This is a genomic window from Jeotgalibaca sp. PTS2502 (assembly GCF_001975685.1).
Taxonomy (GTDB): domain Bacteria; phylum Bacillota; class Bacilli; order Lactobacillales; family Aerococcaceae; genus Jeotgalibaca; species Jeotgalibaca arthritidis.
Genome location: NZ_CP019433.1, coordinates 1766353 through 1791265, shown reverse-complemented (window position 1 = coordinate 1791265; position 24913 = coordinate 1766353). Strand labels below are relative to the sequence as shown.

The 24913-nt window shown below is 36.7% G+C and carries 23 protein-coding genes; 7 read left to right on the top strand and 16 right to left on the bottom strand.

What is annotated here, in order from left to right; translation table 11 throughout:
* Nucleotides 1–65: 65 nt before the first annotated feature.
* Entirely contained in the window at nucleotides 66–656 is a 591-nt protein-coding gene (locus tag BW721_RS08960) for a Gx transporter family protein (RefSeq protein ID WP_076767994.1), read from the bottom strand.
* 141 nt (nucleotides 657–797) lie between these two features.
* On the opposite strand from BW721_RS08960, the gene BW721_RS08955 reads away from it, so the two are divergent.
* From BW721_RS08955 to BW721_RS08945, 3 genes are read left to right on the top strand one after another with little or no spacing between them, the layout of a single operon-like run.
* Entirely contained in the window at nucleotides 798–2042 is a 1245-nt protein-coding gene (locus tag BW721_RS08955) for a DNA adenine methylase (protein ID WP_083686844.1), read from the top strand.
* Nucleotides 2039–2992 carry a Dam family site-specific DNA-(adenine-N6)-methyltransferase gene (locus tag BW721_RS08950; RefSeq protein WP_076767992.1) on the top strand — a complete coding sequence of 318 codons (954 nt, stop codon included), beginning with the start codon at nucleotides 2039–2041 and terminating at the stop codon, nucleotides 2990–2992. The genes BW721_RS08955 and BW721_RS08950 overlap by 4 nt, the downstream gene beginning before the upstream one ends.
* A gap of 27 nt (nucleotides 2993–3019) precedes the next feature.
* Nucleotides 3020–4798, top strand: coding sequence for an AlwI family type II restriction endonuclease (locus BW721_RS08945; RefSeq protein WP_076767989.1), 1779 nt, complete (start codon nucleotides 3020–3022; stop codon nucleotides 4796–4798).
* A gap of 63 nt (nucleotides 4799–4861) precedes the next feature.
* Here the strand turns inward: BW721_RS08945 and BW721_RS08940 are convergent, their stop codons facing one another.
* The 9 genes from BW721_RS08940 to BW721_RS08900 all read right to left on the bottom strand — a co-directional run bounded on the left by BW721_RS08940 (nucleotide 4862) and on the right by BW721_RS08900 (nucleotide 13471).
* The gene (locus BW721_RS08940) at nucleotides 4862–5461 is read right to left on the bottom strand and encodes a hypothetical protein (RefSeq protein WP_076767986.1); all 600 of its coding nucleotides are present in this window, start codon (nucleotides 5459–5461) and stop codon (nucleotides 4862–4864) included.
* Nucleotides 5462–5617: 156 nt separating this feature from the next.
* On the bottom strand, nucleotides 5618–6145 hold the full coding sequence (locus BW721_RS08935; protein ID WP_076767984.1) for an NYN domain-containing protein: 528 nt from the start codon (nucleotides 6143–6145) through the stop codon (nucleotides 5618–5620).
* Between the two features lie 20 nt (nucleotides 6146–6165).
* On the bottom strand, nucleotides 6166–7017 hold the full coding sequence (gene rlmB, locus BW721_RS08930) for a 23S rRNA (guanosine(2251)-2'-O)-methyltransferase RlmB (protein ID WP_083686843.1): 852 nt from the start codon (nucleotides 7015–7017) through the stop codon (nucleotides 6166–6168).
* On the bottom strand, nucleotides 7017–7418 hold the full coding sequence (locus BW721_RS08925; RefSeq protein WP_076767982.1) for a Mini-ribonuclease 3: 402 nt from the start codon (nucleotides 7416–7418) through the stop codon (nucleotides 7017–7019). The genes rlmB and BW721_RS08925 overlap by 1 nt, the downstream gene beginning before the upstream one ends.
* Nucleotides 7415–8827: a cysteine--tRNA ligase gene (gene cysS, locus BW721_RS08920; RefSeq protein WP_076767980.1), complete on the bottom strand. Its 1413-nt coding sequence runs from the start codon at nucleotides 8825–8827 to the stop codon at nucleotides 7415–7417. Before cysS ends, BW721_RS08925 begins: the two co-directional genes overlap by 4 nt.
* A gap of 87 nt (nucleotides 8828–8914) precedes the next feature.
* Nucleotides 8915–10390 carry a glutamate--tRNA ligase gene (gltX, locus tag BW721_RS08915; protein ID WP_076767978.1) on the bottom strand — a complete coding sequence of 492 codons (1476 nt, stop codon included), beginning with the start codon at nucleotides 10388–10390 and terminating at the stop codon, nucleotides 8915–8917.
* Nucleotides 10391–10426: 36 nt separating this feature from the next.
* Nucleotides 10427–11518, bottom strand: coding sequence for a PIN/TRAM domain-containing protein (locus BW721_RS08910; protein ID WP_076767976.1), 1092 nt, complete (start codon nucleotides 11516–11518; stop codon nucleotides 10427–10429).
* A 14-nt stretch (nucleotides 11519–11532) separates the two neighbouring features.
* The gene (radA, locus tag BW721_RS08905) at nucleotides 11533–12918 is read right to left on the bottom strand and encodes a DNA repair protein RadA (protein ID WP_076767974.1); all 1386 of its coding nucleotides are present in this window, start codon (nucleotides 12916–12918) and stop codon (nucleotides 11533–11535) included.
* A 52-nt stretch (nucleotides 12919–12970) separates the two neighbouring features.
* Nucleotides 12971–13471, bottom strand: coding sequence for a hypothetical protein (locus BW721_RS08900; protein WP_076767972.1), 501 nt, complete (start codon nucleotides 13469–13471; stop codon nucleotides 12971–12973).
* 252 nt (nucleotides 13472–13723) lie between these two features.
* On the opposite strand from BW721_RS08900, the gene BW721_RS08895 reads away from it, so the two are divergent.
* Complete coding sequence (locus BW721_RS08895; protein WP_076767970.1) at nucleotides 13724–14833, top strand: ABC transporter ATP-binding protein; 1110 nt, start codon at nucleotides 13724–13726, stop codon at nucleotides 14831–14833.
* A gap of 82 nt (nucleotides 14834–14915) precedes the next feature.
* Here BW721_RS08895 and BW721_RS08890 read toward each other — a convergent pair whose 3' ends face one another.
* On the bottom strand, nucleotides 14916–16412 hold the full coding sequence (locus BW721_RS08890) for an alpha-amylase (RefSeq protein WP_076767968.1): 1497 nt from the start codon (nucleotides 16410–16412) through the stop codon (nucleotides 14916–14918).
* Nucleotides 16413–16597: 185 nt separating this feature from the next.
* Between BW721_RS08890 and BW721_RS08885 the strand changes: the two genes are divergently transcribed.
* Both BW721_RS08885 and BW721_RS08880 read left to right on the top strand, forming a co-directional pair.
* A complete protein-coding gene (locus tag BW721_RS08885) occupies nucleotides 16598–17593 on the top strand; it encodes a VOC family protein (RefSeq protein WP_076767966.1) in 996 nt (331 codons plus the stop codon).
* Between the two features lie 148 nt (nucleotides 17594–17741).
* Nucleotides 17742–18461 carry a hypothetical protein gene (locus BW721_RS08880; RefSeq protein WP_076767964.1) on the top strand — a complete coding sequence of 240 codons (720 nt, stop codon included), beginning with the start codon at nucleotides 17742–17744 and terminating at the stop codon, nucleotides 18459–18461.
* A gap of 258 nt (nucleotides 18462–18719) precedes the next feature.
* On the opposite strand, the gene BW721_RS08875 is transcribed toward BW721_RS08880, so the two are convergent.
* From BW721_RS08875 to BW721_RS08865, 3 genes are all read right to left on the bottom strand, one after another.
* Complete coding sequence (locus tag BW721_RS08875; RefSeq protein ID WP_076767962.1) at nucleotides 18720–19088, bottom strand: hypothetical protein; 369 nt, start codon at nucleotides 19086–19088, stop codon at nucleotides 18720–18722.
* A 28-nt stretch (nucleotides 19089–19116) separates the two neighbouring features.
* A complete protein-coding gene (locus BW721_RS08870) occupies nucleotides 19117–20454 on the bottom strand; it encodes a M20 family metallopeptidase (RefSeq protein WP_076768692.1) in 1338 nt (445 codons plus the stop codon).
* A gap of 109 nt (nucleotides 20455–20563) precedes the next feature.
* Nucleotides 20564–21043 (bottom strand): hypothetical protein, encoded by a 480-nt coding sequence (locus BW721_RS08865; protein WP_076767961.1) that lies wholly within the window; start codon nucleotides 21041–21043, stop codon nucleotides 20564–20566.
* Between the two features lie 403 nt (nucleotides 21044–21446).
* Between BW721_RS08865 and BW721_RS08860 the strand changes: the two genes are divergently transcribed.
* Nucleotides 21447–22337, top strand: coding sequence for a helix-turn-helix domain-containing protein (locus BW721_RS08860; protein WP_076767958.1), 891 nt, complete (start codon nucleotides 21447–21449; stop codon nucleotides 22335–22337).
* 71 nt (nucleotides 22338–22408) lie between these two features.
* Here the strand turns inward: BW721_RS08860 and BW721_RS08855 are convergent, their stop codons facing one another.
* Together BW721_RS08855 and BW721_RS08850 are read right to left on the bottom strand one after the other, a co-directional pair.
* Nucleotides 22409–23332: a ZinT family metal-binding protein gene (locus BW721_RS08855; protein ID WP_076767956.1), complete on the bottom strand. Its 924-nt coding sequence runs from the start codon at nucleotides 23330–23332 to the stop codon at nucleotides 22409–22411.
* Between the two features lie 262 nt (nucleotides 23333–23594).
* The gene (locus tag BW721_RS08850) at nucleotides 23595–24710 is read right to left on the bottom strand and encodes a baeRF6 domain-containing protein (protein WP_076767954.1); all 1116 of its coding nucleotides are present in this window, start codon (nucleotides 24708–24710) and stop codon (nucleotides 23595–23597) included.
* Between the last annotated feature and the right edge of the window lie 203 nt (nucleotides 24711–24913).

Genomic DNA, 24913 nt, shown 5'->3' with positions numbered 1-24913 from the left:
TATTATCTTTTTATTTAGTTGTTTTATCGCAAAAAAAGAGCAGGTCGTTATTCGACCTACTCTTTTCACTCTAATTGCTGATATTCTTTTGTATAATTCGCCTGATACCACGCTCTCGTTAAACGGTCATTTTCCGCTTCTTGACGTTGAAAGTTCTGGATAGTAACCACATGCTCCATTAAATAATTAGCTGCAATACCTACCGCAATACCAGAAAAAATACCCGTAAACGCTAAAACCGGTAAATAAAGCATGACACTGAAAGATTGGGCGATAGTGGATGCAACAATCAACTGCCCCACATTATGTAAAATCCCACCCGTCGCACTCACACCAATTAAACTAACCCGTTTTGGTCCCAATCGTCGAACCGCAATCATACCAAAATAACTTAAAAACGCGCCCGAAAAACTATACATAAAGGTCGATAATGTACCGCCTAAAAAGGTAGAAATAATTAATCGCATCCAAACCACTTTAAAACTATCTTTATAAGGCAAGGTAAATAAAGCTAGAATAGTGACCATATTGGCCAAGCCCAACTTAGCTCCCGGCGCAAAGGCAAAGGGAAATGGAATGGACCGCTCAAGTAACGTAATCACAACGCCCTGTGCTGCTAACAAGGAAATATATATTAATCGTTTATTTTTATTCATTATCAGACCTGATCTTCCTAATGTAATTGAATTCTTTCCTTAGTTTAGCATATTATTTCACTAAAATAAAATCCATCAAAATAACTTTATTTCTGTTCATTAGATGGATTATATGCTATTGTACTTTAAGGGGTGATTCTTATGATTCTAGAAACTTATTTAAAAAATAATAATTCAAATCTTAGGAAAATGCATTTGATTTCAGGTATTCCTGAAGCTACTGTTAGAAGTATAAATAAAAAAGAGATGGGAAAATGGAAAATGGATTATTTTGATGCTATAGCTAAAACCGTTGGAAAAGAACGCTTCAAAGTTATAGAAGAACTAGAAAATTTAAAAATTAAAAATAGAAGCGAGAATGATACTTTACTAAAAGGGAAATATAATTTAGAAAATAGAAGATACATAGGAAATAAAAATAAATTACTAAGTTGGATAACCTATTTGATTGATGAAAACACCGTTGGTAATTCATTTTTTGATGTTTTCTCCGGAACTGGTGTAGTAACTAAAGAAGTCATGAATAGATATGACTCCTTGTTTATAAATGATTTCTTACATTCCAATAATATTATTTATAAAGCATTTTTTGATAACGATATAATAGATAGCAAAAAAATTTATAAATACAAAACTGAATTCCAGTCTATAGAAGGAAATCTATTTGATGATGATTATTTTGCAAATAACTTTGGAAATAAATTTTTTAGTGAAAATGATGCTAGAAAAATTGGAGAAATACGAACTAGAATTGAAATTGATACCACATTATCTCCTAGAGAAAGAGCTATTCTAATAGCTTCTTTACTTTATTCTGCAGATAAAATTGCTAATACAGTTGGTCACTATGATGCATATAGAAAAAAAGTAGATATACAAGATCGTTTTTCTTTTGAACTTATTAATCCTCTCGATACTAAGAATAAAAATATACAAATCTATAGAGAAGATGCTAATCTTCTGGTAAAGTCAGTTTCAGCAGATATAACTTTTATAGATCCTCCTTATAATTCGAGACAATACTCTAGATTCTACCATGTATTAGAGAGTATTGCTAAATGGGACAAACCAAAGTTAGAAGGTGTGGCAATGAAGCCACCATTAGAAAATATGAGTGAGTATTCAAAAACATCTGCTCCTATTGTTTTTGATAATCTTATTTCGAATCTAAATACCAATTATATTGTTGTGACTTACAATAATACTTACAATCCTAAAAGTAGCAGTTCGAAAAACAAAATAACTCACGATGAAATTTTAAATTCATTAAATAAGGTTGGAGAAACTAAGATTTTTGAAAAACCATTTCAGTTTTTTAATACAGGAAAAACTGATTTAAAAGACCATAAAGAATTTGTCTTTATTACAAAGGTGGTAAAGTCATGACAGAGACTGCATTATACAGAAAGAATAAAGTAAATAATTCAATCAAATCTATCAGATCTCCTTTATTTTATGTTGGTGATAAATATAAACTAATGCATCAATTAAATGAATTATTTCCAAATAACATTGAAAATTATTATGATGTTTTTTGTGGTGGAGGAAGTGCATCAATAAATGTACAAGCTAACCATTACTACATGAATGATATAGATAAAAAAGTTTTAGAGCTCCACAATCATTTACAAAAAAATTCTAAGAATATATTTTCCTTTATTGAAAGAATGTATACATTGATACGTCATTATGGACTTAGTTTGTCTGAATTTGGTATTAATGAAGAAATTAAAAAATTGAAAGCAGAACATCAAAAAACTTATTTTTCTAAATATAATAAAGAGAGTTATTTAGAACTAAGAAAAGATTACAATTTAAATCAAGAAAATGTTGACTTACTTTACCTGCTCCTAGTATATGGTTTCAACCATATGATACGCTTTAATAAGGAGGGTAAATTTAACTTACCAGTAGGTAATGTTGACTGGAATAAAAATGTAACATCAGCACTTATAAATTATTCATGTTGGTATAATTCAAACAATGTAACTTTAACTGAAGGTTTTGATTTTGAAGTTTTTATAAAAAATCAAAACCTATCTGAGAATGATTTTTTATATTTTGACCCTCCATATTTAATTACTTTTAGTGACTATAATAAGTTGTGGAACGAAAAAGAAGAATATCGTCTCTATAACCTTTTAGACGAGTTAGATAAAAAAGGTATAAAATGGGGTCTCTCGAATATGCTTAATCATAAAGATAAAAAAAATGATATTCTTTCTAAATGGTCAATGAAGTATAATGTATACAATATCAACAGTAATTATATATCAAGATTTGACAACAGTTTTAAAAAAGATAGTAAAGAAATATATATTACTAATGTATACTAGACTATTTATTATGAAAGGAAATATCACATGTCGAGAAATAGAAGGAGAAAACCTATATCTTTTGATACAACTTTGAGGAATCCAAGTCGTATCCCTCAATTCATATCTATATTAAGTAATTTTGAAGGCAAAATTATAGATGACAGAATTGCTCTTGAAATAGAAGGTGAAATTATACGTCAAAAAATTTTTGTTCCTACACAATCTACTTTAGGTAAGTACCAAAAAGAATATTCAGCCAAATTTGTTTTTTCAGCAGACGATCAATCTGATGATGCACCAAATATAGTTAGGCGTTATTTTAGTGAATGGGAAGATAGCGATCCAGGCACAGTAGATATTGATAAAATAATTTATTTATTAAAGAATACAATTACAGCTCATAAAGAAAGAAATTGGAACGGTGGTTGGGAATCTCGGCTTCATACACAATTTAATTTTCTTAATGAATTGGGATTTGTTCAAGTAATTAAAGGTCAGCCTGTTAAAATTTCTGATAATGGAAAATTAATGATTACAGAATATAGTAATGGATATCCAAAAAACGATAACTACGATGAAAGTTATGAACAATCTGCATTCTTAATTGCATTTTCAAAATACCAAATCAATAATCCTTATAGAAGTAATACTATAGAAGTAAACTTTTTCCCTTTAGTCTTAAATGTAATTAAATATCTTAAAGAGACGTACAATCGTCCGGGAATTTCAAAACAAGATATACCTTTTATAATAACTTGGGGAAATGATGATTATAAAACACTAGCTGAAATCATTATTACTTTTAGAAAAAAGTATGGATATAAAACATCTGATGAAACAGTTTATGAATATGCAATGAATTTAATGGATGAGAATTCAGACAAATCTGTTTTAGCGCCGGCAAGTCTGAGCTTTATTGAAAGTAAGAAGAGAGATTATAAATTTGAAAAAATTATGACAGAGACACCCGATGAAGTCATAAGAAAATTAAGATTGACAATGCTTATATCTTTGCGAGGAGCAGGTAACTTTATAGATATAAACTCAAACGAGATGGAAAAAATCAACCATGTTTTAGATAATTATTCTAGTAATAGAAGTTTTTCAGATAATAAAGAAGAATATTTATCTTTTATGGGTGCCATCGACAAAATCCTTATATTTAAATCAGATTCTCCAGAGACAGAGAGTCAAAAAGATATTAAAGAGCAGACAATAGAGGAATGGGCTAAAAAGAATGATTGGGATTTCTTAAAACGTGAAATGAAAAATAGTGTTGATAAAACAGCATCTAATCACAATATTTTAAAATATATAAAAGAAACTGCTCGTCTAGAATTTTTATCGGCAATAGTAATAAAAAAAGCATTACCTAGTTTAAAAATAATTGCAAATTATAAAGCAGATGATCAGGGAATACCATTTCACACTGCTTCTGGAGGGAAAAATAATAGTGTTGGATCAGATATAGATGTTTATGAAGGTTCTATCCACGCTATTTTAGAGCCTACTATTTCGAAAGCAAGAAGCTTCCAGGTTGAGCACGAACTACCATCTATTAGAAATCATGTTATTGAGTCTTATAAAAAAGATACGGCAGAAGAGAATAGCTACAATGAATGGTTTGGTTTATTTATTGCATCTAAAATGAGTAGAGATGTAGGTGACCAAGTTGCTCTGATAAAACAGACAAATGGCGTTGAAATTTATCCATGGGACATAGAAGATTTTGTAGACTATTCTAGGAAGGTCTCTACGATAAAAGATTACAAAGTTATTAGACCTTATGCTGAACCTCAAAAAATGCCAAATCTTACAAGTTAAATTTTTATATACAACAATAAAAGGCTCAGTAGAAAATAGCTACTAAGCCTTTTATTTAGCATATCAGGGATGAAATTGGTTTAAGAATTCTTCTATATCTAAAATCTTATCTATAGGAGCAGTAAAATAATCTCCGCCGTGATTCTTTTTTATATTTAACTCATAACTGGACATAGTTTTTTTAATTCCTTGCATAATAATATCTTTGCCTGACATTGCTCCAACAAGGTAGAAAGGAGCGTTTTTACTAATATAATTATCTATAAATCTTGTTTTATCCCCTTCAAAAAAAACTCTAAAATACAAATCCTTTGTGGTCTCATAATCTTTCTTATATCGTAATTGGTAATAAGGTCCAATAATATCAAAAAAAGTTCTTCCAGTTCTATTATCTACTGCATATAACGCGAAGTCTATTCCGTTTTTTACAAAAGATGACCTAACTTCAATATATACCTTTTCATTTCTATAATCCCATTCTATATCTATCTGATTTTTGATATTTGTAACAATGGGCCTTTTTGCACTCTGAGGATAATTTCTATTTAAAAAATCCAGTGTTGCAAATTCAGCAAGAATGCCTGCAAATGAATCTTTTAGCTGTATATCCTCACTTCTTTCATAACCACCATTGGCTGCATATTTTTTTGTGTTCGCTTTCAATTCTAAAGCATAATCTTTAATTTGTGTTTGCTCCTCGGTTGAAAAGTCTGAAAATCTATATTCGAAGATTGCATAATCTCTTTTGACCTTACTTTTTCCACCAAAACAAGAATGCTTTTTATATAGGATATTAATTTTATCAACTCCAAATAACTACTATTTTTTCATCAACTGCTCCCTCAAATCCTTCAACAAATCCAACTGGTCTTCTGACAGTGATCCGCGCTTGCGTTGGGATGTGGTTTTGAAGTGCCGGCTTTCTTGTTGAATGGCTTGTTTGGAGCGTTTTATTTCCTTAGCAAGGTCATTGGCAGACATACGGTTAGCGCCTCTTGCGAAGACGAGCTGCTGTTCGGCTAAGTCACTGGTTGCAACTGTCACTTCAGACAGAACTGTTTTTAGCTTGTCTACCATGCCTTCAATATAGGTATCCGCTGTCTCACCTTGTGCAGTGAAGACAACTTTTACCCGATACTTGGTATACTCTTTCGTAATACCTGGTACAAACTGGGCATCAAACACAACCCAAACTTCTCGTCCTTCAAACTCTTGGTAGTTTGAAAGAATTTGAAGAAGACGATCTCTCGCCTCTTCGATGAGATCACGATTTTTTAAATTTACCAACTCAGGCCATGCCCCAATCATGTTGTACCCATCCACAACTAAGATGTCCTTCTTCTTCATGATCTCACCTCTTTTCTTTTTTAAGATAAGTGTCGTTTTCGGAACACTTCATACATCATTAAGCCTGCTGCTACAGAAGCATTTAGACTTTGAACGTGTCCAGTCATCGGAATCGTTAGCAAATCATCTGCGGCATCTTTTAGAAGACGTGAAACACCTTTTCCTTCATTACCAATGATAAGAGCTAGCGGTAGTGTCGCATCCCATTGTTGGTATGCTTGGCCCTTCATATCGGTAGCAAACACCCAAACACCGCGTTCCTTTAAGTCTGCAACCGTTTGGCTTAGGTTGGTAACGCGGACAACCGGCACATGTTCAATGGCACCTGTCGATGTTTTAGCAACCGTTCCGGTTAATCCTACTGCGCGACGTTTAGGAATAATGATACCGTGGCAACCACTTGCATCAGCTGTTCGTAAAATGGATCCCAAATTATGTGGATCTTCAATGCCATCTAAAATTAAGAAGAAAGGATCTTCTTCCTTTTTAGCAGCAATAGCGAATAAATCATCCATAGTTGCATATTGATACGCTGCTGTTGCTAGCATAATCCCTTGGTGAACACCGTTATCTGATAGTAAATCCAATTTACTTTTAGGAACGGTTTGGATTTGAATACGTCGCTCTTTAGCTAGCTCTAAAATTTCTCCAATTTTATCGCCACCGATACCCTCTTGTAAAAACAACTTGTTAATATCACGATCTGATTTTAAGGTTTCGAGAACAGCATGTTTACCAACAACGAAATCCTCGCTCTGTTGTTCAACACGCTCATCTTTTTTATCAGCCTGTGCCACACGATTTGGACGCGGGCGACGCTTTTGATCCTTATCAGGTCGTTGGCGGTTTGGTTTTCTATTTTGTTTGCTCATTATTTTTCATCCTCAACTTCTTTAATACACCAATCGACAAGTTCCTTTAGCCGATCATTTTGGTTTGTCATATGCAAATAACCCATAACAGCCTCGAAGCCTGTTGAAATCCGGTAAGTAGTCACATCTGCATTTTTAGCAATCGTATGACTCTTAGCATTACGACCTCTTTTGTAAATAACCGCTTCGTCTTCAGTTAGGAAGCCATCATTTTCTAACATTTTATGCATTAGTGCAGCCTGAGCCTTAGCAGATACATAATGGGTTGCGCGTTTATGTAAATCATTCGGCTTAGTCCACCCTTTTTCAAGTAAGTGTTGGCGAATAAATACTTCATAGGCAGAATCCCCTATATAAGCTAGTGCTAGGCCATTTAGTAAATCCCATTGCTTATCTGTCATGCTCGTCTCCATCTCGTTCCTTGCGGCGTATCATCCAAGATAATCCCTTGCTCTTTTAAGTAATCACGAATGTCATCACTACGTCCGAAATTACGGTCAAGGCGGGCTTGTGTACGCTCATCAATCAGTGCTTGAATGTCATCATCTAGCATGCCCTCTTCTTCAAACGTAATACCAAAGACAGCCATCATATTTGCCAACAATGCCATCGCTTGCTTCAGAACCGCTTCAGAAACAATTGAACGCTCTGTATAAAGGTTCATTTCTTTAGCATAAAGGTAAATAACCGACATGGCATTATCCGCTTGGAAGTCGTCATCCATTTCATTAATGAACTTAGCTTCTAAAGCTGTAAAGTTTGCCACTATAGCTTGGTCATCCTCTGCCGATTCAACAGCATCATTTAAACGGTAGCTAGCGTTTAAGTAAGCATGTTTAATTTTTTCAAAATTAATACGAGCTTCTTCGACTGCCTTATCACCAAATTTAATCGGACGGCGGTAGTGAGACGTTGCTAGTAAAAAGCGTAAGATTTGTGGGTCTAATTCTTTCAAAATATCATGTACTAAAATAAAGTTTCCTAGCGACTTACTCATTTTCTCGCCATCATCACCCAATGTCACAAAGCCATTGTGCATCCAATAATTAGCGAATGTTTTACCTGTTTTAGCTTCACTTTGGGCAATTTCATTTTCATGGTGAGGGAAGGTTAAGTCATGTCCGCCTCCATGAATATCAATGGTATCTCCCAAGTACTTGGTTGCCATTACCGAGCACTCAATATGCCAGCCCGGACGACCTTTACCCCATGGTGAGTCCCAAGAAATTCCATCCGCTTTAGCGGCTTTCCACAAAGCAAAATCAATAGGGTTTTCTTTTTTCTTAGTTTCTTCGTCTTCTAAACGCTCACTTGCGCCAATTTTTAGATCTTTGATGGATTGATCACTCAATTCACCATAACGGTCAAACTTTTCTGTCCGGTAATAGACATCGCCATCAACGGCATAGGCATAACCTTTTTCAACCAATACATCAATAAATGAAATAATATCAGGGATATTATCCATAACGCGAGGATGCAAAGTGGCGGTTTTAACACCTAATGCTTGGGTATCTTCTTCAAACGCCTTGATAAAGGTATCGGCTACTTCCGCCGGTGTTATCTTCATCTCTTTTGCAGCCCGGATGATTTTATCGTCAACGTCTGTAAAGTTAGAAACATACTCAACCTCATAACCGCGGTATTCAAAATAACGACGTACCGTATCAAAGGCTACTGTGCTGCGTGAGTTACCAATGTGAATATAATTGTAAACAGTCGGACCGCAGACATACATCTTCACCTTTCCTGTTTCTATAGGCTGAAATGCTTCTTTTTCTCGACTTAGCGTATTGTATATTTTAATCATCCGTCGCTCCTTTCTGTTTAACCTTAACAGAAGCGGACCCCTTCTAGTCTGAGGAAAGAGCCCGCATTCTGTTACTATTAATCATGTTTATTTTTTAATTAAATTCAGCGCTTGTTCTAAATGGTTCAAGCTCTTTTCTCTACCGAGAACCTCAATCGTTTGACCTAATTCTGGTCCATGCATTTCGCCACTAATCGCGATACGGATTGGCATAAATAGGTTTTTACCCTTCACGCCAGTATCTTTTTGAACTTGTTTGATAGCTGCTTTAATGCCAGCTTCTTCAAACGGTTCTACTGTTGGTAATAATGCTTTAAAAGCTTCTAAGACAACAGGAACCGTTTCACCGTTCAAGACTTCTTTTTCTGCTTCATCGAATTCCAATGTTTCAGAGAAGAATAGCTCTGATAGATCTACGATTTCAGCTGCATAACTCATTTGCTCATGGTAGAGCGATACAAGTTTCTTAACCCATTCCTGACGTTCAGCAGAAGCATCTGCTTCAACACGTCCTGCAGCAACAAGGTGCTCTAAGGCAAGTGGTGTCACGTCATCAAGGTCTGTTACTTTCATGTATTGGTTGTTAACCCATTCCAATTTCTTAGAATCGAAAGCAGCTGGTGATTTACTCAAACGAGCTGGATCGAAAATCTTAATCAATTCTTCGCGGCCAAAGATTTCATCTTCTCCGACTGGTGACCAGCCTAGTAATGTAATAAAGTTAAACATCGCTTCTGGCAAGTAACCTAAATCACGGTATTGGCTGATGAATTGTAGAATTGACTCATCACGTTTACTTAGTTTTTTACCCGTTTCACTGTTAATGATTAATGTCATATGACCAAATTCAGGTACTTCCCAACCAAACGCTTCATAAATCATCATTTGTTTTGGTGTGTTAGCGATATGGTCATCGCCACGTAATACATGGCTAATCGCCATCAAATGGTCATCCACAACAACGGCAAAGTTGTAAGTTGGGAAACCATCACGTTTACGGATAATGAAGTCGCCACCGACACTGCTTGCTTCAAAGTTGATTTCACCTTTAACAATGTCATTAAATGAGTAAGTGTTATCTTTTGGTACTCGGAAACGAATAACCGGTGTAATTCCTTGAGATTCTTTTTCTCGCTGTTCAGCAGCTGTTAAGTGAGCACAACGACCTGCATAATGTGGCATTTCGCCACGAGCACGTTGCGCTTCTCTTTCTTCTTCTAACTCATCTTCTGTACAGTAGCACTTATAAGCGCGGTTAGCGAGTAAGAGTTGATCAATGTAAGAATCGTAAATATCTTTACGTTCTGATTGGCGGTAAGGACCGTATTCACCTGGTTTGTCTGGACCTTCATCCCAATCCATACCTAACCACTCTAAGTTTTCTAACTGGCTTTCTTCACCACGCTCAATATTACGTTTTAAGTCAGTATCCTCAATACGAATAATGAACTCTCCATCATTGTGACGAGCGAATAAGTAGTTAAATAGGGCTGTTCGTGCATTACCGATATGTAAATGGCCTGTAGGGCTTGGTGCATAACGAACGCGAATTTTTTTAGACATGGGTTTACTCTCCTTTATTTGCTTTAAAAATCAATTTTATTTTAGACCTTTTTGTGAATGAGCAGGTTTCGCAAAAATCATGCGACCCGCTGCTGTTTGAAGGGCACTGGTTACAACAACACTAATGGTTTTATTCATATAGTGTTGACCGTCTTCGACAACAATCATCGTGCCGTCATCGAGGTAAGCAACCCCTTGATGACGTTCTGTTCCGGCTTTAACAATGGTTACCGTCATGTTTTCACCTGGAATTACAACTGGTTTGACCGCATTAGCCAATTCATTAATATTTAGTACAGGAACATTTTGAAACTCACTTACTTTGTTTAGATTGTAGTCATTGGTTACAATAACACCATCGATTAACTTAGCTAAACGAATCAGCTTACTGTCTACTTCAGCAATTTCTTCAAACTCACCGTCATAACTCTCAACTGGCATCACTTCTTCTTTTTGAAGGCTGTTTAAAATATCTAGACCACGGCGACCTCTGACACGTTTTAAGCTGTCAGATGAGTCAGCAATGTACTGCAACTCACGAAGCACAAAGTTTGGAATTACCAATACACCTTCCAAGAAGCCTGTCTTCGCAATCTCATAAATACGTCCATCTATAATAACACTTGTATCAAGGATTTTGTATTTACGGAAGTCACTATCAGCTTTTCTCTCTAGTAAAACACCCTCATCCGGACGCTTTTTAGGCACAAATAATTTACGAAAATCTTCAATCCGCGTTGTTCCCACGTAAAAACCAAGATAGGCGAATACAATCGATAAAATAGATGGCAAAACATTACTAATGAAAGAAATATTAAAAGCAGCGAGTGGGATACTCACCAACCAAGCTAAAATAAGACCGATAATAATCCCTAAAGCACCAAATAGCAAGAAGCTAGCAGACTGCTTGCTGAAGTAATTCTCTATTTTCTTGAAGAGGTCTAAAATAGCATTCGTCATTAATAAAGAAAGTAAAAAGAATATAAGTGCGCCAATTCCAAAGTTGACGAATTGATTGTTTAGAAATGTCTTTTCAATAGTCGCTAATTCCCATAAGTACGGCATGACACTTAAACCGATACTGCCTCCTGCAATTAAAAATATGATTGAAATAATTTTCTTCTTCACGTTATTCCTCCTTTCTAATTTCGATTTGGAAATACCTTTCTCAGCGTTTCTTGAACAGATGCTACCCCTACAATCGTAATACCTTCTGGATGTTTCCAACCAGCAAAATTATTTTTAGGGATATAAATCTTATTAAAGCCCAATTTAACAGCTTCGTTGACCCTTTGTTCAATGCGGTTAACTCGTCTAATTTCACCAGTCAAACCAATCTCGCCAACAAAACACTCAGTAGCTGACGTATCTGTATCATAATAACTAGATGCCACACTAACGGCTAATGCCAAATCAATAGCTGGTTCATCCAATCTAACCCCACCCGTTGATTTGAAATAGGCATCTTGGTTTTGAAGCAGAAGTCCCGCTCGTTTTTCCAAAACAGCTAAAATCAAGGATACCCGGTTATGATCTAAACCTGACGCAGTGCGACGGGCATTTCCGAAAACAGTTGGGGTAATCAAACACTGAATCTCAGCTAAAATAGGTCTCGTTCCTTCCATAGAAGCAACAATCGCTGATCCCGAAGCCCCTGCTAAGCGTTCTTCAAGAAACATTTCAGAAGGGTTCGACACCTCTCTTAAGCCGCCTTCATTCATTTCAAAGACACCAATTTCATTAGTTGAGCCGAAACGGTTCTTAACTGCCCTTAAAATCCGGAAGGTATGGTGACGATCACCTTCAAAGTACAATACCGTATCTACCATATGTTCTAACATTCTTGGTCCCGCAATATTTCCTTCTTTAGTAACGTGTCCAACAATGAAAATAGCAATATTATTCGTCTTGGCAATACGCATAAAGTCTTGCGTTGCCTCACGAACTTGTGACACACTACCTGCTGAACTGTCATTACTGCCCTTTATCATCGTTTGGATAGAGTCAATAATAACAAGCCTTGGTTTTAACTTTTCAATAGTCGTGCTAATGGCGTCCACATCGGTTTCTGGATAAATATAAAAATCAGCACCCTTTACACCTAGACGCTCTGCCCGCATTTTAATCTGTCCTGAGCTTTCCTCACCGGACACATAGAGAACGGGGATGTTTTTGTTGTTAATTTGAGCTGAAACTTGTAGTAGTAAGGTTGATTTCCCAATTCCGGGATCACCCCCGATTAGAATAAGGGAACCTGGAACAATTCCACCACCTAAAACGTGGTTGACTTCTTCCATATCTGTTGGAATACGCGGAATATCTTCAACTTTAATATCTTGAATAGCCACAGCTTCTGCTGTTTGTCCGGTAAAATTCACACGCGGCTGATGATTAGCTGATGCAACGAGTGCTTCTTTTTCTTCTTCCATTTGGTTCCAGCCACCACAGTTAGGGCATCGACCCAACCATTTTGGAGATTCGTAACCACAGGCTTGGCAAACATATTTAATGGAGCGTTTCTTAGCCATTTATCCCTCTCCTCTTTTTATTTTTTTCATGGTTATTTTATCACATTTAAACTTATTGGTCGTCAGATGAACCAAATCCGCCTGTTCGAGTTTTATCGGTTGACTCGTCTTGATCAGCCTTTAAGAATGGCAAGAAGATACCTTGTCCAATACGGTCACCTTTTTTAATAAGCTTGTCTTTTAAACCGAAATTCAAGAGTTGGAAAAAGATTTCGCCCTCGTTCGATTCATTATTATAATAATCTGCATCGACTACACCAACACCATTCGGTAATACAAGAAAATGTTTAATCGGGTTACTTGAACGGTTAGTCAGTTGCAAATATTCGTCTTCTTTCATATATGCTTTAATACCGGTTGGGACTAAAACAGGTGTAATGCCTTTGGGAGAAGCATTTTTATTATGCTTAAAGAAGGTATTCCAAATGGATGGCAACACGGTGTCTGCAGCTGCTTCAAAATCGTATCCAGCTGAATGCGATGTCGCACGCTTCGGCAATTTGATGCCTGCCCCTTCATATTTACTTACGATTTCAAATCCTCTGCTTCTCATTTAATCTTCCTTTCAATGGTCATTTTCATAGACTGATTAGATTATAACAAATAATAAGGTAAATGACGCTAGAAAGCCTCAAAAACTATTTGTTTTTCTCTTAATTTATAGACGCTTCGACCATTTTAGTGTCTTTGGTCATCTTGCACAAAAAATCGCTTTCATTTTTAGTCAGATTGACTTAGCAATGTGATACGCTTTCATTTAAGATAGGTCTTGTAAACAAACATTCAAAAAGGACGGTAATTCATAATGGTAAATATGGAACTAAATAACATATACAAAAAATATGATAATGCTGAAAACTATTCAGTTACTGATTTCAATTTAAAAATCCAAGACCGCGAGTTCATCGTATTCGTTGGTCCATCTGGATGTGGGAAATCAACAACACTTCGTATGATTGCTGGATTGGAAGATATTACAGAAGGTGAATTGAAGATTGGCGAAACAGTGATGAACGACGTGGCTCCTAAAGACCGCGATATCGCAATGGTTTTCCAAAACTATGCGCTATATCCTCATATGACTGTATTCGATAACATGGCATTTGGTTTGAAACTTCGTAAATACAAAAAAGAAGAAATCAAAGAACGTGTTGAAAATGCTGCAGACATCTTAGGATTACGTGAATACTTAGACCGTAAACCAGCTGCTTTATCCGGTGGACAACGTCAACGTGTTGCTTTAGGACGTGCAATCGTTCGTGATGCAAAAGTCTTCTTAATGGATGAGCCTTTATCAAACTTGGATGCAAAACTACGTGTAGCGATGCGTGCTGAAATTGCAAAATTACACCGCCGCTTAAATACAACAACTATTTATGTTACCCATGACCAAACAGAAGCGATGACCATGGCTGACCGTATTGTTATCATGAAAGACGGATTCATTCAACAAATTGGTAGTCCAAAAGAAGTTTATGATACACCAGTGAACTTATTCGTAGCTGGATTCATCGGATCCCCTGCAATGAACTTCTTCAATGTTACATTGAAAGATGGTGTCATTTCAGATGGAAAAGGATTAAACCTGAAACTTCCTGAAGGTAAATGGAAAGTACTCGAACAAAAAGGATACAACAACAAAAAAGTTGTATTTGGTATTCGTCCAGAAGACATTCAAAGTGAACAAGTAGTAATCGACGCAAACCCAGGTTCCACTGTTAAAGCAGAAGTTTCTGTATCAGAATTACTTGGTGCTGAAACAATGCTATACAGTAAAGTGGGCGACACAGAGTTTATCTCTCGTGTAGATGCACGTGACTACCATGAGCCAGGTTCTGTTATAGAACTTGCCTTCAACATGAATAAGATTCATTTCTTCGATGCAGATACTGAAGAAGTAATCACTATTCCTTAATTTATTATCTCTATTTTCTTACTATATACCATCCTCCACCTGAAAGAAGCCCAAGACTCGTTCTTGGGCTTCTTTCTTTGCTTTAAATAATCTCTTCGTTATAAGCTTCTTCTGGTGTGACGGCATCCTTTACCCAAACTGAAACAGAATTACCTGCTACGGGGAATTGACCACACCCATTTTCATCAATCACAATCTTATCCTCCAGATGTCCAAGATAATCAGCGAATGTTTCGCCGGCATATTGTTCGCCAACATGCATCTCCTTAACTCCGTCTTGGTCTTTATTTGCAATGACGACGGCCATACCATAAGGGTGCTCCACATCTCCCATACGTGTCCAACCGACATAGTTAGCATCGTCAAAATAATCCTGTTGTTCACCGTAAGCATGATTACTTCTTAAATAAAGTAATTTATTCAAGCTATCTGTAAAAGGTTCAATCGGATTTTCACCACCGATGCCATAATAATCCCCATAGAATAAGCATGGGAAGCCCTCACGTCTCAGTAAAATAATGGCATAGGCTAATAGTTTAAACCATGGCTCTACGTAGGATTCTAAGGATTGACCCGGCTGTGAATCATGATTATCGACGAATGTAACAGCATTGACCGGATCCTTGTTAATTAAGGCATCCTTAAAAATCTGCCGCAAGTCATAATCAGCACCCGCCTTTGACGCTTGGTGAAGATTGTAATGCAAGGTCACATCAAACAAGTCAATTGAAAATTCCGTTGCTTCTAAATAATCTTGAATCGTCCCGTAGTCATTTTTCCAATACTCACCAACGACAAAGAAATCAGGACGGCCGTTCCCTCGAATGTCTGCCACTAATTCTTTAATGAAGTTACGATTAATGTGTTTAATAGCATCTAAACGGAAACCATCTACGCCTGTTTCCTCAATATACCAGTGCGCCCAACGTTTAATCTCTTCAACAACTGCTGGATTTTGAAAATCAATATCAGCGTACATCAAATAGTCATAGTTACCAAATTCATCATCAACTAAGCCGTTATCGCTCCAACCTTTGTTCAAGCCTTTAATAAGATAGATGGCTTCCTTCTCATTTTCTTTATTAAAGTCTGTCCCTGTAAAATGTTCCCAATGCCATTGGAAATCAGAATAAGTCTTTCCTCGTCCAGGGAAGGTAAATTTAGTCCAGCCTTCGATTTCATAAAAATCTGTTAGTTTTTCTTGACGGTTATCTGGATTGACCTCAGCTGCATAGAAGCGCTCTGCCTCATCAGCAGCAGCTTTGTGGTTTAAAACAACGTCTGCATAGACAGAGATATTATGTTCATGAAGCGTTTCAATAGCTGCCAAGTACTCCTCTTTCGTACCGTATTTTGTGCGAACAGTCCCTTTTTGGTCAAATTCACCTAGGTCATATAAATCATACACACCATAACCGACATCCTTTTGATCTGTTCCTTTATAGGCAGGTGGTAGCCAAACTGCACTCACCCCAATTTCTTTTAAGTGCGGAGTATCTTCTTTTAGTTTTTTCCATAATTGTCCATCATTCGGTAATTCCCATTCAAAATACTGTATCATGATTCCATTTTCAAGCATCGTTCCACACTCCTCTTTGATAAGGTGATTTTTCGTTTTTTGAAAATTTAATGAGATACCTTATTATACATCAACGAATTATTTTTTTCCTTTTACTTGCACTTAATTCGAATTCGAGATATAATTCGTTTGTTACGAATTAGAAATATTCGAAAGTCGCTAATTTGAGAGGAGCTTTTTTATTTATGAAACCACTAATCGGTATCCACCACATTACTGCTATTACGAGTAGCGCAGAAAAAAACTATGACTTTTTTACAACTATTCTCGGTATGCGTTTAGTTAAAAAAACAATTAACCAAGATGATATCCAAACTTACCACCTATTCTTCGCTGATGACCGAGGCAATCCAGGAACAGATATTACTTTCTTTGACTTCCCAGGTATTCAAAAAGCACAACGTGGAACAAATGAAATTTTCCGTTCAGGCTTACGTGTGCCAAATGACCGTGCGCTAGACTATTGGGTAAAACGCTTCGACCACTATGACATCAAACATTCTGGTATTTACGAGCAATTCGGCCGTAAAGTGATTGATTTTGAAGACTTTGATGAACAACTTTACCAGTTAATTTCAGATGAAAAAGACACTGGTGTCGCATCTGGTACAGCATGGCAAAACGGTCCCGTACCAACAGAATTTGGTATTACTGGTCTAGGACGTGTACACGTTCGTATCGCTGACTTTGATTTCTACAAACAAGTTCTTCAAAATGTTCTAGGCTTTAGAGAAACTGCTACAGATGGTTCATTACACTTGTTTGAAACTGGCGAAGGTGGAAATGGCGCTGCTATGTTAGTGGAACATAACACGATGCTGCCACAAGCTGGACAAGGGTTTGGCGGCGTTCACCATATGGCATTTAGAGTGGAAGACCGTCAACATTTAGAAGAATGGATTGAACGGATGCACAGCTTTAACTTCCGCACATCTGGCTATGTAGACCGCTTCTACTTCGAATCACTATACGCGGTTATCGCTAACGGTATTCTGTTTGAATTCGCAACAGATGAGCCTGGCTTTATTGACGATGAAGAATCGTACGAAATCTTAGGTGAAACACTTGCTTTACCACCTAAATTCCGCAATAATCGCCAACAAATCGAAAAATTAGTCCGTCACTTCGATACAACACGCTCCACTAAAACATTTGAAAAAGAATACTTTGGTTTTGAATAGATAGGATGAAACGATGCTGGGTATCCCCTAGCATTGTTTTTTTGTTACAGAAGTTTATCAATTTCAAAAGTTTTCTAAAACCCCTTTCAAATTATTGTCTTCTTATGTAGAATGAAAACAATGATGTTGAAAAGTGAGGGCAAGTCAATTGAATTACAAACGTTTATGTTCATTCGTATTTCCAACGGCGGTCATTTTATCTGCTTGTCAGCAAGTTTCAGCTAGCGACCATCTCCCGACTGATCTGTTGACTATTTCAAATAATATTGAGAATTACCATCAAATTATTGCAGTGACCAATCAAACTGACACCATTAATCAGATTGGTGTCGCTGAAACAAAACTACATTATGCAGTAACCGAATCGACCGTTTTCCCTGAAGAAGCGATCGCTTATGGGTCACGAATTACAAAAGGAACAGATTCAACTCCATCTAAAAAAAGGATTTATGATAACGCCCAAGTGGCTTATCAGCAAATTGATAACAGCGAATGGGAAGCTGCCGCAACCGTTGGCGCCTTTTTTACAAGTATCGAGGTCATTCCTTACGATCGTTTTGTAGAAATGACACAATTATTTGAAGAAAAAGGAACCATTAGCTTAGACGACAACAGCTATACGATTTCTTATAGTGGTGTTGATGCTGACATTCAAACCGAATTAGCCAATATTCTGCAACAATTCCCACTGTCAGATACCCACTACTCTGCGAACGTTGTCGTGGATAAGGCTGACAAACGAATCACTGATTTTCATTTAGTCGTGGCAGTAACTAATCAATCTTCCCAACAAAAAACAACCCAAGATATTAAAGCAAGCTTTTCAAAATATAACAGCAATACAGCCCGTGAGTTTATAGACAAATAATTAGAAAAGCGGACAAGTCCGCCTTGGCCTATGAAAAAATAGGACATTTGACCCTGAATTGTCAGGAGGCTTCACGCTTCAGCGGGTTAGTCGAATGATATGCGTTAGCGAGCAGCGAAGCGCGCAATGGGGCAAATTTATCTTTTTTTCAGTAGGCCAGGACTTGGGAGCTAGACATTGATGGCTGAACTTATAATCCCCTAGTCTATTAGAAAAGCGACATCACTCGATAAAAGAGTAATGTCGCTTTTTTTGATATTAATTAATGTCTGATCCAATGTCATACTTTTCTAAAAAAGCTTCTAAAGTGATTGCTGGATCGAACATATAGTGACGCTGCATAATAACAATTAAATCGTCAATAACGATATTTTCATAAAATTCTTCGTAGTCAACAATTTTGACAAACAACTCTCTCAGATTGTTATTTTCAGCATTTAGATAGTCTTGCTCGACCTTTTCTTTAATCACTTTCTCAAGATTCTCATCTATAATCAATTTATCATTGCAGATGAAGGGCGATAATTCACCAATTAAAATATATTCTGTAAAAGTAAAACTCCTATCTCCCATGCCCTCAATAAAGCTTTGAGTAAGAATCTTTAACGTATACACTCTTGTTTTCATTATGCCACACCTCAGTTAAAGTGACTTCTTATTGTGTTACTAAACGGTAAATTGCTTCTGCGTAAATAGCCATCGCTGTATAGATATCTTCCAATGCCATACGTTCATTTGGTCCGTGAAGTGTTGCTTCTGCATGAGGCATTTGAGCTCCGAAAGCGACACAGTTTTCCATTGTACGGGCATAAGTTGCGCCACCGGATACCATAGCTTCACGCATATCACCTGTTTTTTCTTGATAAACAGACATCAAGGTTTGCACTAATGGCGTTTCTAGCGGCACATAAAGAGCGCGTAAGAAATCATATTCTTCGTACTCTAAACCATATTTGTCAGCTGCTGCTTGCAAGTGATTAACAATCACATCTTTTTCAATTGTAACTGGGTAGCGAATATCGATACCGATAACTGTTTCATCTGCACCTATTGCTAGTGTCGCTGCATTACAAGTTAAGACACCCGATACATCATCTTGAAGATCGCCAAAAATAGCCAATCCGCGTGCATCATGTTGAACTGCTTCACTCAAGAACGCTAATGCTGGTGATTGATCCACTTCTTTTAAAGCGTCCGCTAACTTAACAAGGGCATTGATGCCGTTTGGTGCATTTTTACTATGAACAGACTTTCCTTTTACGGTTAGTTTTTGGCCATCTTGAACAAAGTCTGTGCCTGCTGCTTGTAAGTATGGGGCAAGTTGGTCTGCCCATTCGCCTTCATAAGTCGCTTCTTCTGGCACAACGTTCATCGCTTCGCCCGCTTTTAGTGTATAAGCAGAGGCTTGTTTGCTATGAAGTTTCACTTGTAATAGACCTTTTTCGGCGTAAGTCACTGGGAAAGTCGCATCAGGAGCAAATCCCATCGTTGCTTTCTCTTCGTTTTCATTGTATTTGCTCAAACAACGCCATAAATTCTCTTCATCGACTCCGAAAATAAAGCGAACACGTTTGTTAAATGCCACGTCTGCATCCATTAAGGCCTTCATTGCATATAAAGCTGCAATAGACGGCCCTTTGTCATCTTGCGTGCCACGACCAATAATAAAACCATCTTTAACAACTGCTTCAAATGGCCCACTGTGCCACAATTCAGGATTTCCCGGCGGTACAACATCTAAATGGCAAAGCACTGCTAATAGCTCTTCACCTTGGCCAAATTCTGCATAGCCATAATAACCTTCTGGATCTAAGTGCGTACGGAATCCTAATCCTTGACAAATGTCTAAGGTTTTTTCAAGCACCTCTTGAATATCTTTACCAAATGGTGTTTCACCACTTGGGTCTTCTTGTAAATAAGATGGGTAAGAAATAATCGTTTTCAATGCTTCAATGGCATCTTGTTTATGTTTATCTTGAATAAAAGATTGCATCGTATATTCTCCACTCTTTTTCATAGTCCCTCTATTCTATCACTGTCCTCCTAAATCTAGCAATTAACAGCATAGAAAAAGACCAAGCTAGCTTGATCTTTCTCTTGTTTTATTCTGTTAGATAGTCTTCTGCCTTTTTTGCTATACTTTCTAAATTTTCAAGGCTTGTAAACATTGTCGCGCAATCTTTATATACTTGGGCTAAAACTAAAAAGCGTTGCTCAGAGAAGTCATCTGGATATGAATCGGTCTTCCAATTGAAACGAAGAGACGTATTTAAGTTATTTGCTGTTTTCGCAATTGTCTTTAGTGTCTCGAAATGAAGCGGCGTCAAGCGTTCTTTCATATCCTTTGAGATCGCAGATAAATCACAAATACTCTCTTGATAAAATAAAATAGTTTCGTAAAGACGGGTGCGGAAAGTTATACTCACTCGATTGTAGTAGCCGCATTTAATCAGTTCACGTAGTTTTGTATTAATGTCGTCAATAGTTGTTTTTAAATCTTGTTCAATAGAAGCAATACTCTCAATATCGTCACAGAGAGATTGGACTTCTAATAGGTTTCGTTCTTTGTATTCTGCGCTCAATATAATCTCTCCTTTAATCTTTTGTTTTTAATTGATATCAGTTAAAATAGAACTGAAGGCACCTTCCCACTTTTTCATTTTGCCATGAATGTTTCTGTTAGTGGGGAGGCTGCTTCTTTTAACTATCGATCATTGCCATTATCGATGGTCTGACTAATCAGACCCCACCAATTAACCATGCATCACCTAAAGTAGACGCTACATTAATCAAAAACGGAGATGCAACCAACGCTAGTGCACTTGCTAGCATGATGAAACGTTTGCCTTTATTAACAAATTTTTTCAGATTCAAGCTACCTCCTTTTTCGGGGATTCTTGATGTACACCTATTATAATACAAAAGTTTAGTTTTCTTACCAAATAGTCATATATGAATATTTTTTAGGGAGGTTGGCTAAAAAACATGATTAAACCAGCTTTTGATAAGCCGACATCCGGCGAAACATTGAAAAAAATTCGTATGAGTAAAACATATACTCAAAAATTTGTCACTGAAGGCATTATTAGTCAGTCTACTTATTCAAAAATCGAACGTGGTGAAGTAGAACCGACCTATTCTAAATTTACAGCGCTATTAAAACGACTGGATGTGAGCCCAGAAGAGTTTAATTACTTGTCGAACGACCATTTACAAACTGACCGTGACAAGATTATTAACGATTTTTTCCTACTTAATTACAATAATAGTGCTGACTTAGTATTGATCCGTTCGCGCATCAAGCGCTATCTAAACAGCCATAAAGACTATGTTTTACAAGATATTTTTTATATTTGTCATGCTCTCATTCTCATTAATGAAAATCGTGATTATGATCAAGCCATTATTTTTGCCAATAAAGTATGGAAGCGATTGGAGAAATTTGATCGTTGGTTTTTAATGGAGATTCGTCTCATTAATACCATATTATTTATTTTTCCCATTGAAACAGCGATTAACATTTCGGAAAAAGCAGTTGGTATTCTTGAAGAATACAGTTCTCGTGAGGGAAAGGTCTTACTCAATAATATTCAAATCAATCTTGCCCTCCTTTTAATTCGCAACGAGCAGTACAAAGTCGCCAATAAAATGCTAGATACAGTGATCAAACGGCTGAAAAATGAAAAGAATTATTACCTACTGGCTTTTGCCTATATTCGAAAAGGTATTGCCCTCCGTCTGCTAACCTATAAAAAGGCTGATTTTTATTTGGAAAAAGGTCTGGGCTTACTCGAAATGTTTGAAGATCCTAAGCTATATGAGGTTCTATCAACGGAAATTGATTTCTACACAAAAAAAACGCCAAACGCTCATTAACTATAATGCCCCTCAAAATTATAATTTTGAGGGGCATTATAGTTCTACTCAGATTTACTCTTTATTCTTTTTTAGTGAGCTAACATATCTCTGACTATCTCTTCTTCTCCATACTCAGCAGGATAAAATGTTGGCCAATGCGTTACTTCCTCTAATAGTTGCATGCGATCATCCCTCCAGTATAGGTGATAATGGCCTGATTTCTCTGGAGAAATCATATGATCACTGAATTGAATATACTGAGGCATCGCTGTATCACCACTTTCTTTTTTGTAAGTAAATCGTACACCACGATTACCTTTCTCATAGACCAGAATTTCAAATCCGTCATAGATGTAATCAGCAGTTGTTGTTTCACCGCTTATATCTGTAAAGCTAACCGTATCATTTTGAATAGAAATATGTTCAATATCCGTGACATAACCAACTTCATCGTATTCTTTATACTCATCAAAAGTCATTGTGTCACTTTTAGATGATTTGGCCTCAAAGACAGGGTCTAGAGCACCCTTTTCTAAATAGGGATAAACGGATTGCCATTCACCTTCCCAATCCTTTAATGTACGATCAGCAACCTCCGTGTTGTAGAAAAAGCCGTTATAAATTCGACTGGTGTCCTCATCGCTTCCGTGATGGTCATCAACACTTACTTTGACAGTTTTTGATTCGAGAACAATTTTTTCATTATTATCTAGGAGTGCAGCTTTAACTTCTAACTCATCTATCGTCGCTTCACGAGAAAACACTTCTGTTGTGAGCCCTACAACTTTTTGCCATTCCCCTTCTTCCTCACGAATAAACCAAGCCCACCGATTCTCATTCGATACAGTGTCTAACGATGCTGTTAACGTTACTTCATCGCCTGTATGATAATGTTTCGCCAGCCCTCCAATCTCTATTTCTTTTTCTACTGAATCTGTTAGCTGTGTACCGCATCCAGCTAACAAAACTGAAAAGACCAAGCCTCTAGCTAATAATTTAAATTCTTTTATCATCTAATCTCCACCTAAATATTATTCCGGTTATTTTAAATCGTAATGATTACGATTTGTCGACATAAAAAAGAATAACAAGTGTATAAAAATAAGTCAACAAAAACTAACATGAAATTTCATTCAAATGAGCGATAATTCATATTGAATGCTTAGCCAGAAACATTCCCCGCATTTCAACACAAAAAGGAGTGGATTTCTCCACTCCTTAAAAACTAACTTTTTTGTGATACTAGAATCAACTGTTCAACTTTTGTTTATTTTTTTAATAACGCAAAATGGCAGCGACATCTTTTAATCCTGGCATCTTCGCACGGTCTAAAACATAGACTTTACCATTGGTTGCTAACACATTGAGCGCGAGTTGGTTTAGGAAGTTTTCATTTCCTTCGTAACCCAATTGGCCATTCTCATCGATACTTCCTTTTATCTCCACATCTTTTTCGATAAATAAGGATTCGATGCGCCCTTCTAAACTTGCGCTAGTTAAATCTTGGTACTGATCGCCTAGTTTATATTGTGGCGTTGTTTCTTCGTAACGGCGAATGGTTTCGCTATGACGTTGTGTCATCAAGTCACTAATGAGTTTAGCTGCTTCTTTTTGAATGGCTTTTTCATCTAATTGTGCCGGAGAAGCTTCAATTTTATTGTCACGTAAATACGAATTCTTGGATAATTGTCTAAAAACAGCTTGGTTTTCAGTTAGAGCAAATAGTACAAGTGGTAATTGCTCATCTCTTGAAAAATGTTCAAACACATATTTATCAACGGCACGATAGTAATTCTCCTGATCAATATCTAATTCGTCACTCTTTTCATTAGTGCCGTGAATCATACCGGAACCACCGCCGCCTGCATTTAATTGCTGGCTTCGTGTCAATTCTTCGCCGAGCGCAATTTCTAACGTTGTAGGAGCATCATCTGGTAATTCGACACGCTCAATTTGGTCGAGTGCTCCGCGGTATAAGCTCATTTCACGATTACTTAAGCAGAGTAAATAATAATTTTCAATATATTGGAATTCTTCAATAATAGGTAAAATCGTTGGCCGATCACCAAATTCAATTAAATCCTTCACCGGTGTTTGCAAACGGTAGTAGAAGGTCTCTTTTGGTGTGAAGAAAAAGGCCACGCTTCCTTTCTTAATAGACCAAAACTTCTTATCATTAGGAGCTTGGTCCAACTGATGAAGTAAGCCGTCACAATCATCACCCAGACATTCATTTTTTACTTGAGTCTGCGCCTTTTTGAGCTGGTTTTTAAATTTCACCTGCTCTGCTTCAGCGTTCGGTAGTGTGAGTTCGACTGACTGATAGATGGTAACGAATGGTCCTTGTGCAGCTAATAGTTCTTCGTTTGGAAATTTAATGAGTTGCTTCATTCTAATTCCTCCTTCAGTTAACTTCTTCCCTTATCCGAAGCCCCTAAAAAAAGAAAGGGCTTCCTTATCTTCATTGTAATTAAAAAATGACGAGATGTAAAACAAAGCCCATTTGCTAATAAGATTAAACGAAGAAGGATTGTGTTGCTACTCAATTCATTGGTATAGTAAGGTGTTAAGATATTAAACATGTAAAAAAACGA

Bases quoted from the DNA above. Each gene is read 5' to 3' on its own strand.
- BW721_RS08960 (WP_076767994.1), bottom strand. From the start codon at position 656: ATGAATAAAAATAAACGATTAATATATATTTCCTTGTTAGCAGCACAG.
- BW721_RS08955 (WP_083686844.1), top strand. From the start codon at position 798: ATGATTCTAGAAACTTATTTAAAAAATAATAATTCAAATCTTAGGAAA.
- BW721_RS08950 (WP_076767992.1), top strand. From the start codon at position 2,039: ATGACAGAGACTGCATTATACAGAAAGAATAAAGTAAATAATTCAATC.
- BW721_RS08945 (WP_076767989.1), top strand. From the start codon at position 3,020: ATGTCGAGAAATAGAAGGAGAAAACCTATATCTTTTGATACAACTTTG.
- BW721_RS08935 (WP_076767984.1), bottom strand. From the start codon at position 6,145: ATGAAGAAGAAGGACATCTTAGTTGTGGATGGGTACAACATGATTGGG.
- rlmB (WP_083686843.1), bottom strand. From the start codon at position 7,017: ATGAGCAAACAAAATAGAAAACCAAACCGCCAACGACCTGATAAGGAT.
- BW721_RS08925 (WP_076767982.1), bottom strand. From the start codon at position 7,418: ATGACAGATAAGCAATGGGATTTACTAAATGGCCTAGCACTAGCTTAT.
- cysS (WP_076767980.1), bottom strand. From the start codon at position 8,827: ATGATTAAAATATACAATACGCTAAGTCGAGAAAAAGAAGCATTTCAG.
- gltX (WP_076767978.1), bottom strand. From the start codon at position 10,390: ATGTCTAAAAAAATTCGCGTTCGTTATGCACCAAGCCCTACAGGCCAT.
- radA (WP_076767974.1), bottom strand. From the start codon at position 12,918: ATGGCTAAGAAACGCTCCATTAAATATGTTTGCCAAGCCTGTGGTTAC.
- BW721_RS08900 (WP_076767972.1), bottom strand. From the start codon at position 13,471: ATGAGAAGCAGAGGATTTGAAATCGTAAGTAAATATGAAGGGGCAGGC.
- BW721_RS08895 (WP_076767970.1), top strand. From the start codon at position 13,724: ATGGTAAATATGGAACTAAATAACATATACAAAAAATATGATAATGCT.
- BW721_RS08890 (WP_076767968.1), bottom strand. From the start codon at position 16,412: ATGCTTGAAAATGGAATCATGATACAGTATTTTGAATGGGAATTACCG.
- BW721_RS08885 (WP_076767966.1), top strand. From the start codon at position 16,598: ATGAAACCACTAATCGGTATCCACCACATTACTGCTATTACGAGTAGC.
- BW721_RS08875 (WP_076767962.1), bottom strand. From the start codon at position 19,088: ATGAAAACAAGAGTGTATACGTTAAAGATTCTTACTCAAAGCTTTATT.
- BW721_RS08870 (WP_076768692.1), bottom strand. From the start codon at position 20,454: ATGCAATCTTTTATTCAAGATAAACATAAACAAGATGCCATTGAAGCA.
- BW721_RS08860 (WP_076767958.1), top strand. From the start codon at position 21,447: ATGATTAAACCAGCTTTTGATAAGCCGACATCCGGCGAAACATTGAAA.
- BW721_RS08855 (WP_076767956.1), bottom strand. From the start codon at position 23,332: ATGATAAAAGAATTTAAATTATTAGCTAGAGGCTTGGTCTTTTCAGTT.
- BW721_RS08850 (WP_076767954.1), bottom strand. From the start codon at position 24,710: ATGAAGCAACTCATTAAATTTCCAAACGAAGAACTATTAGCTGCACAA.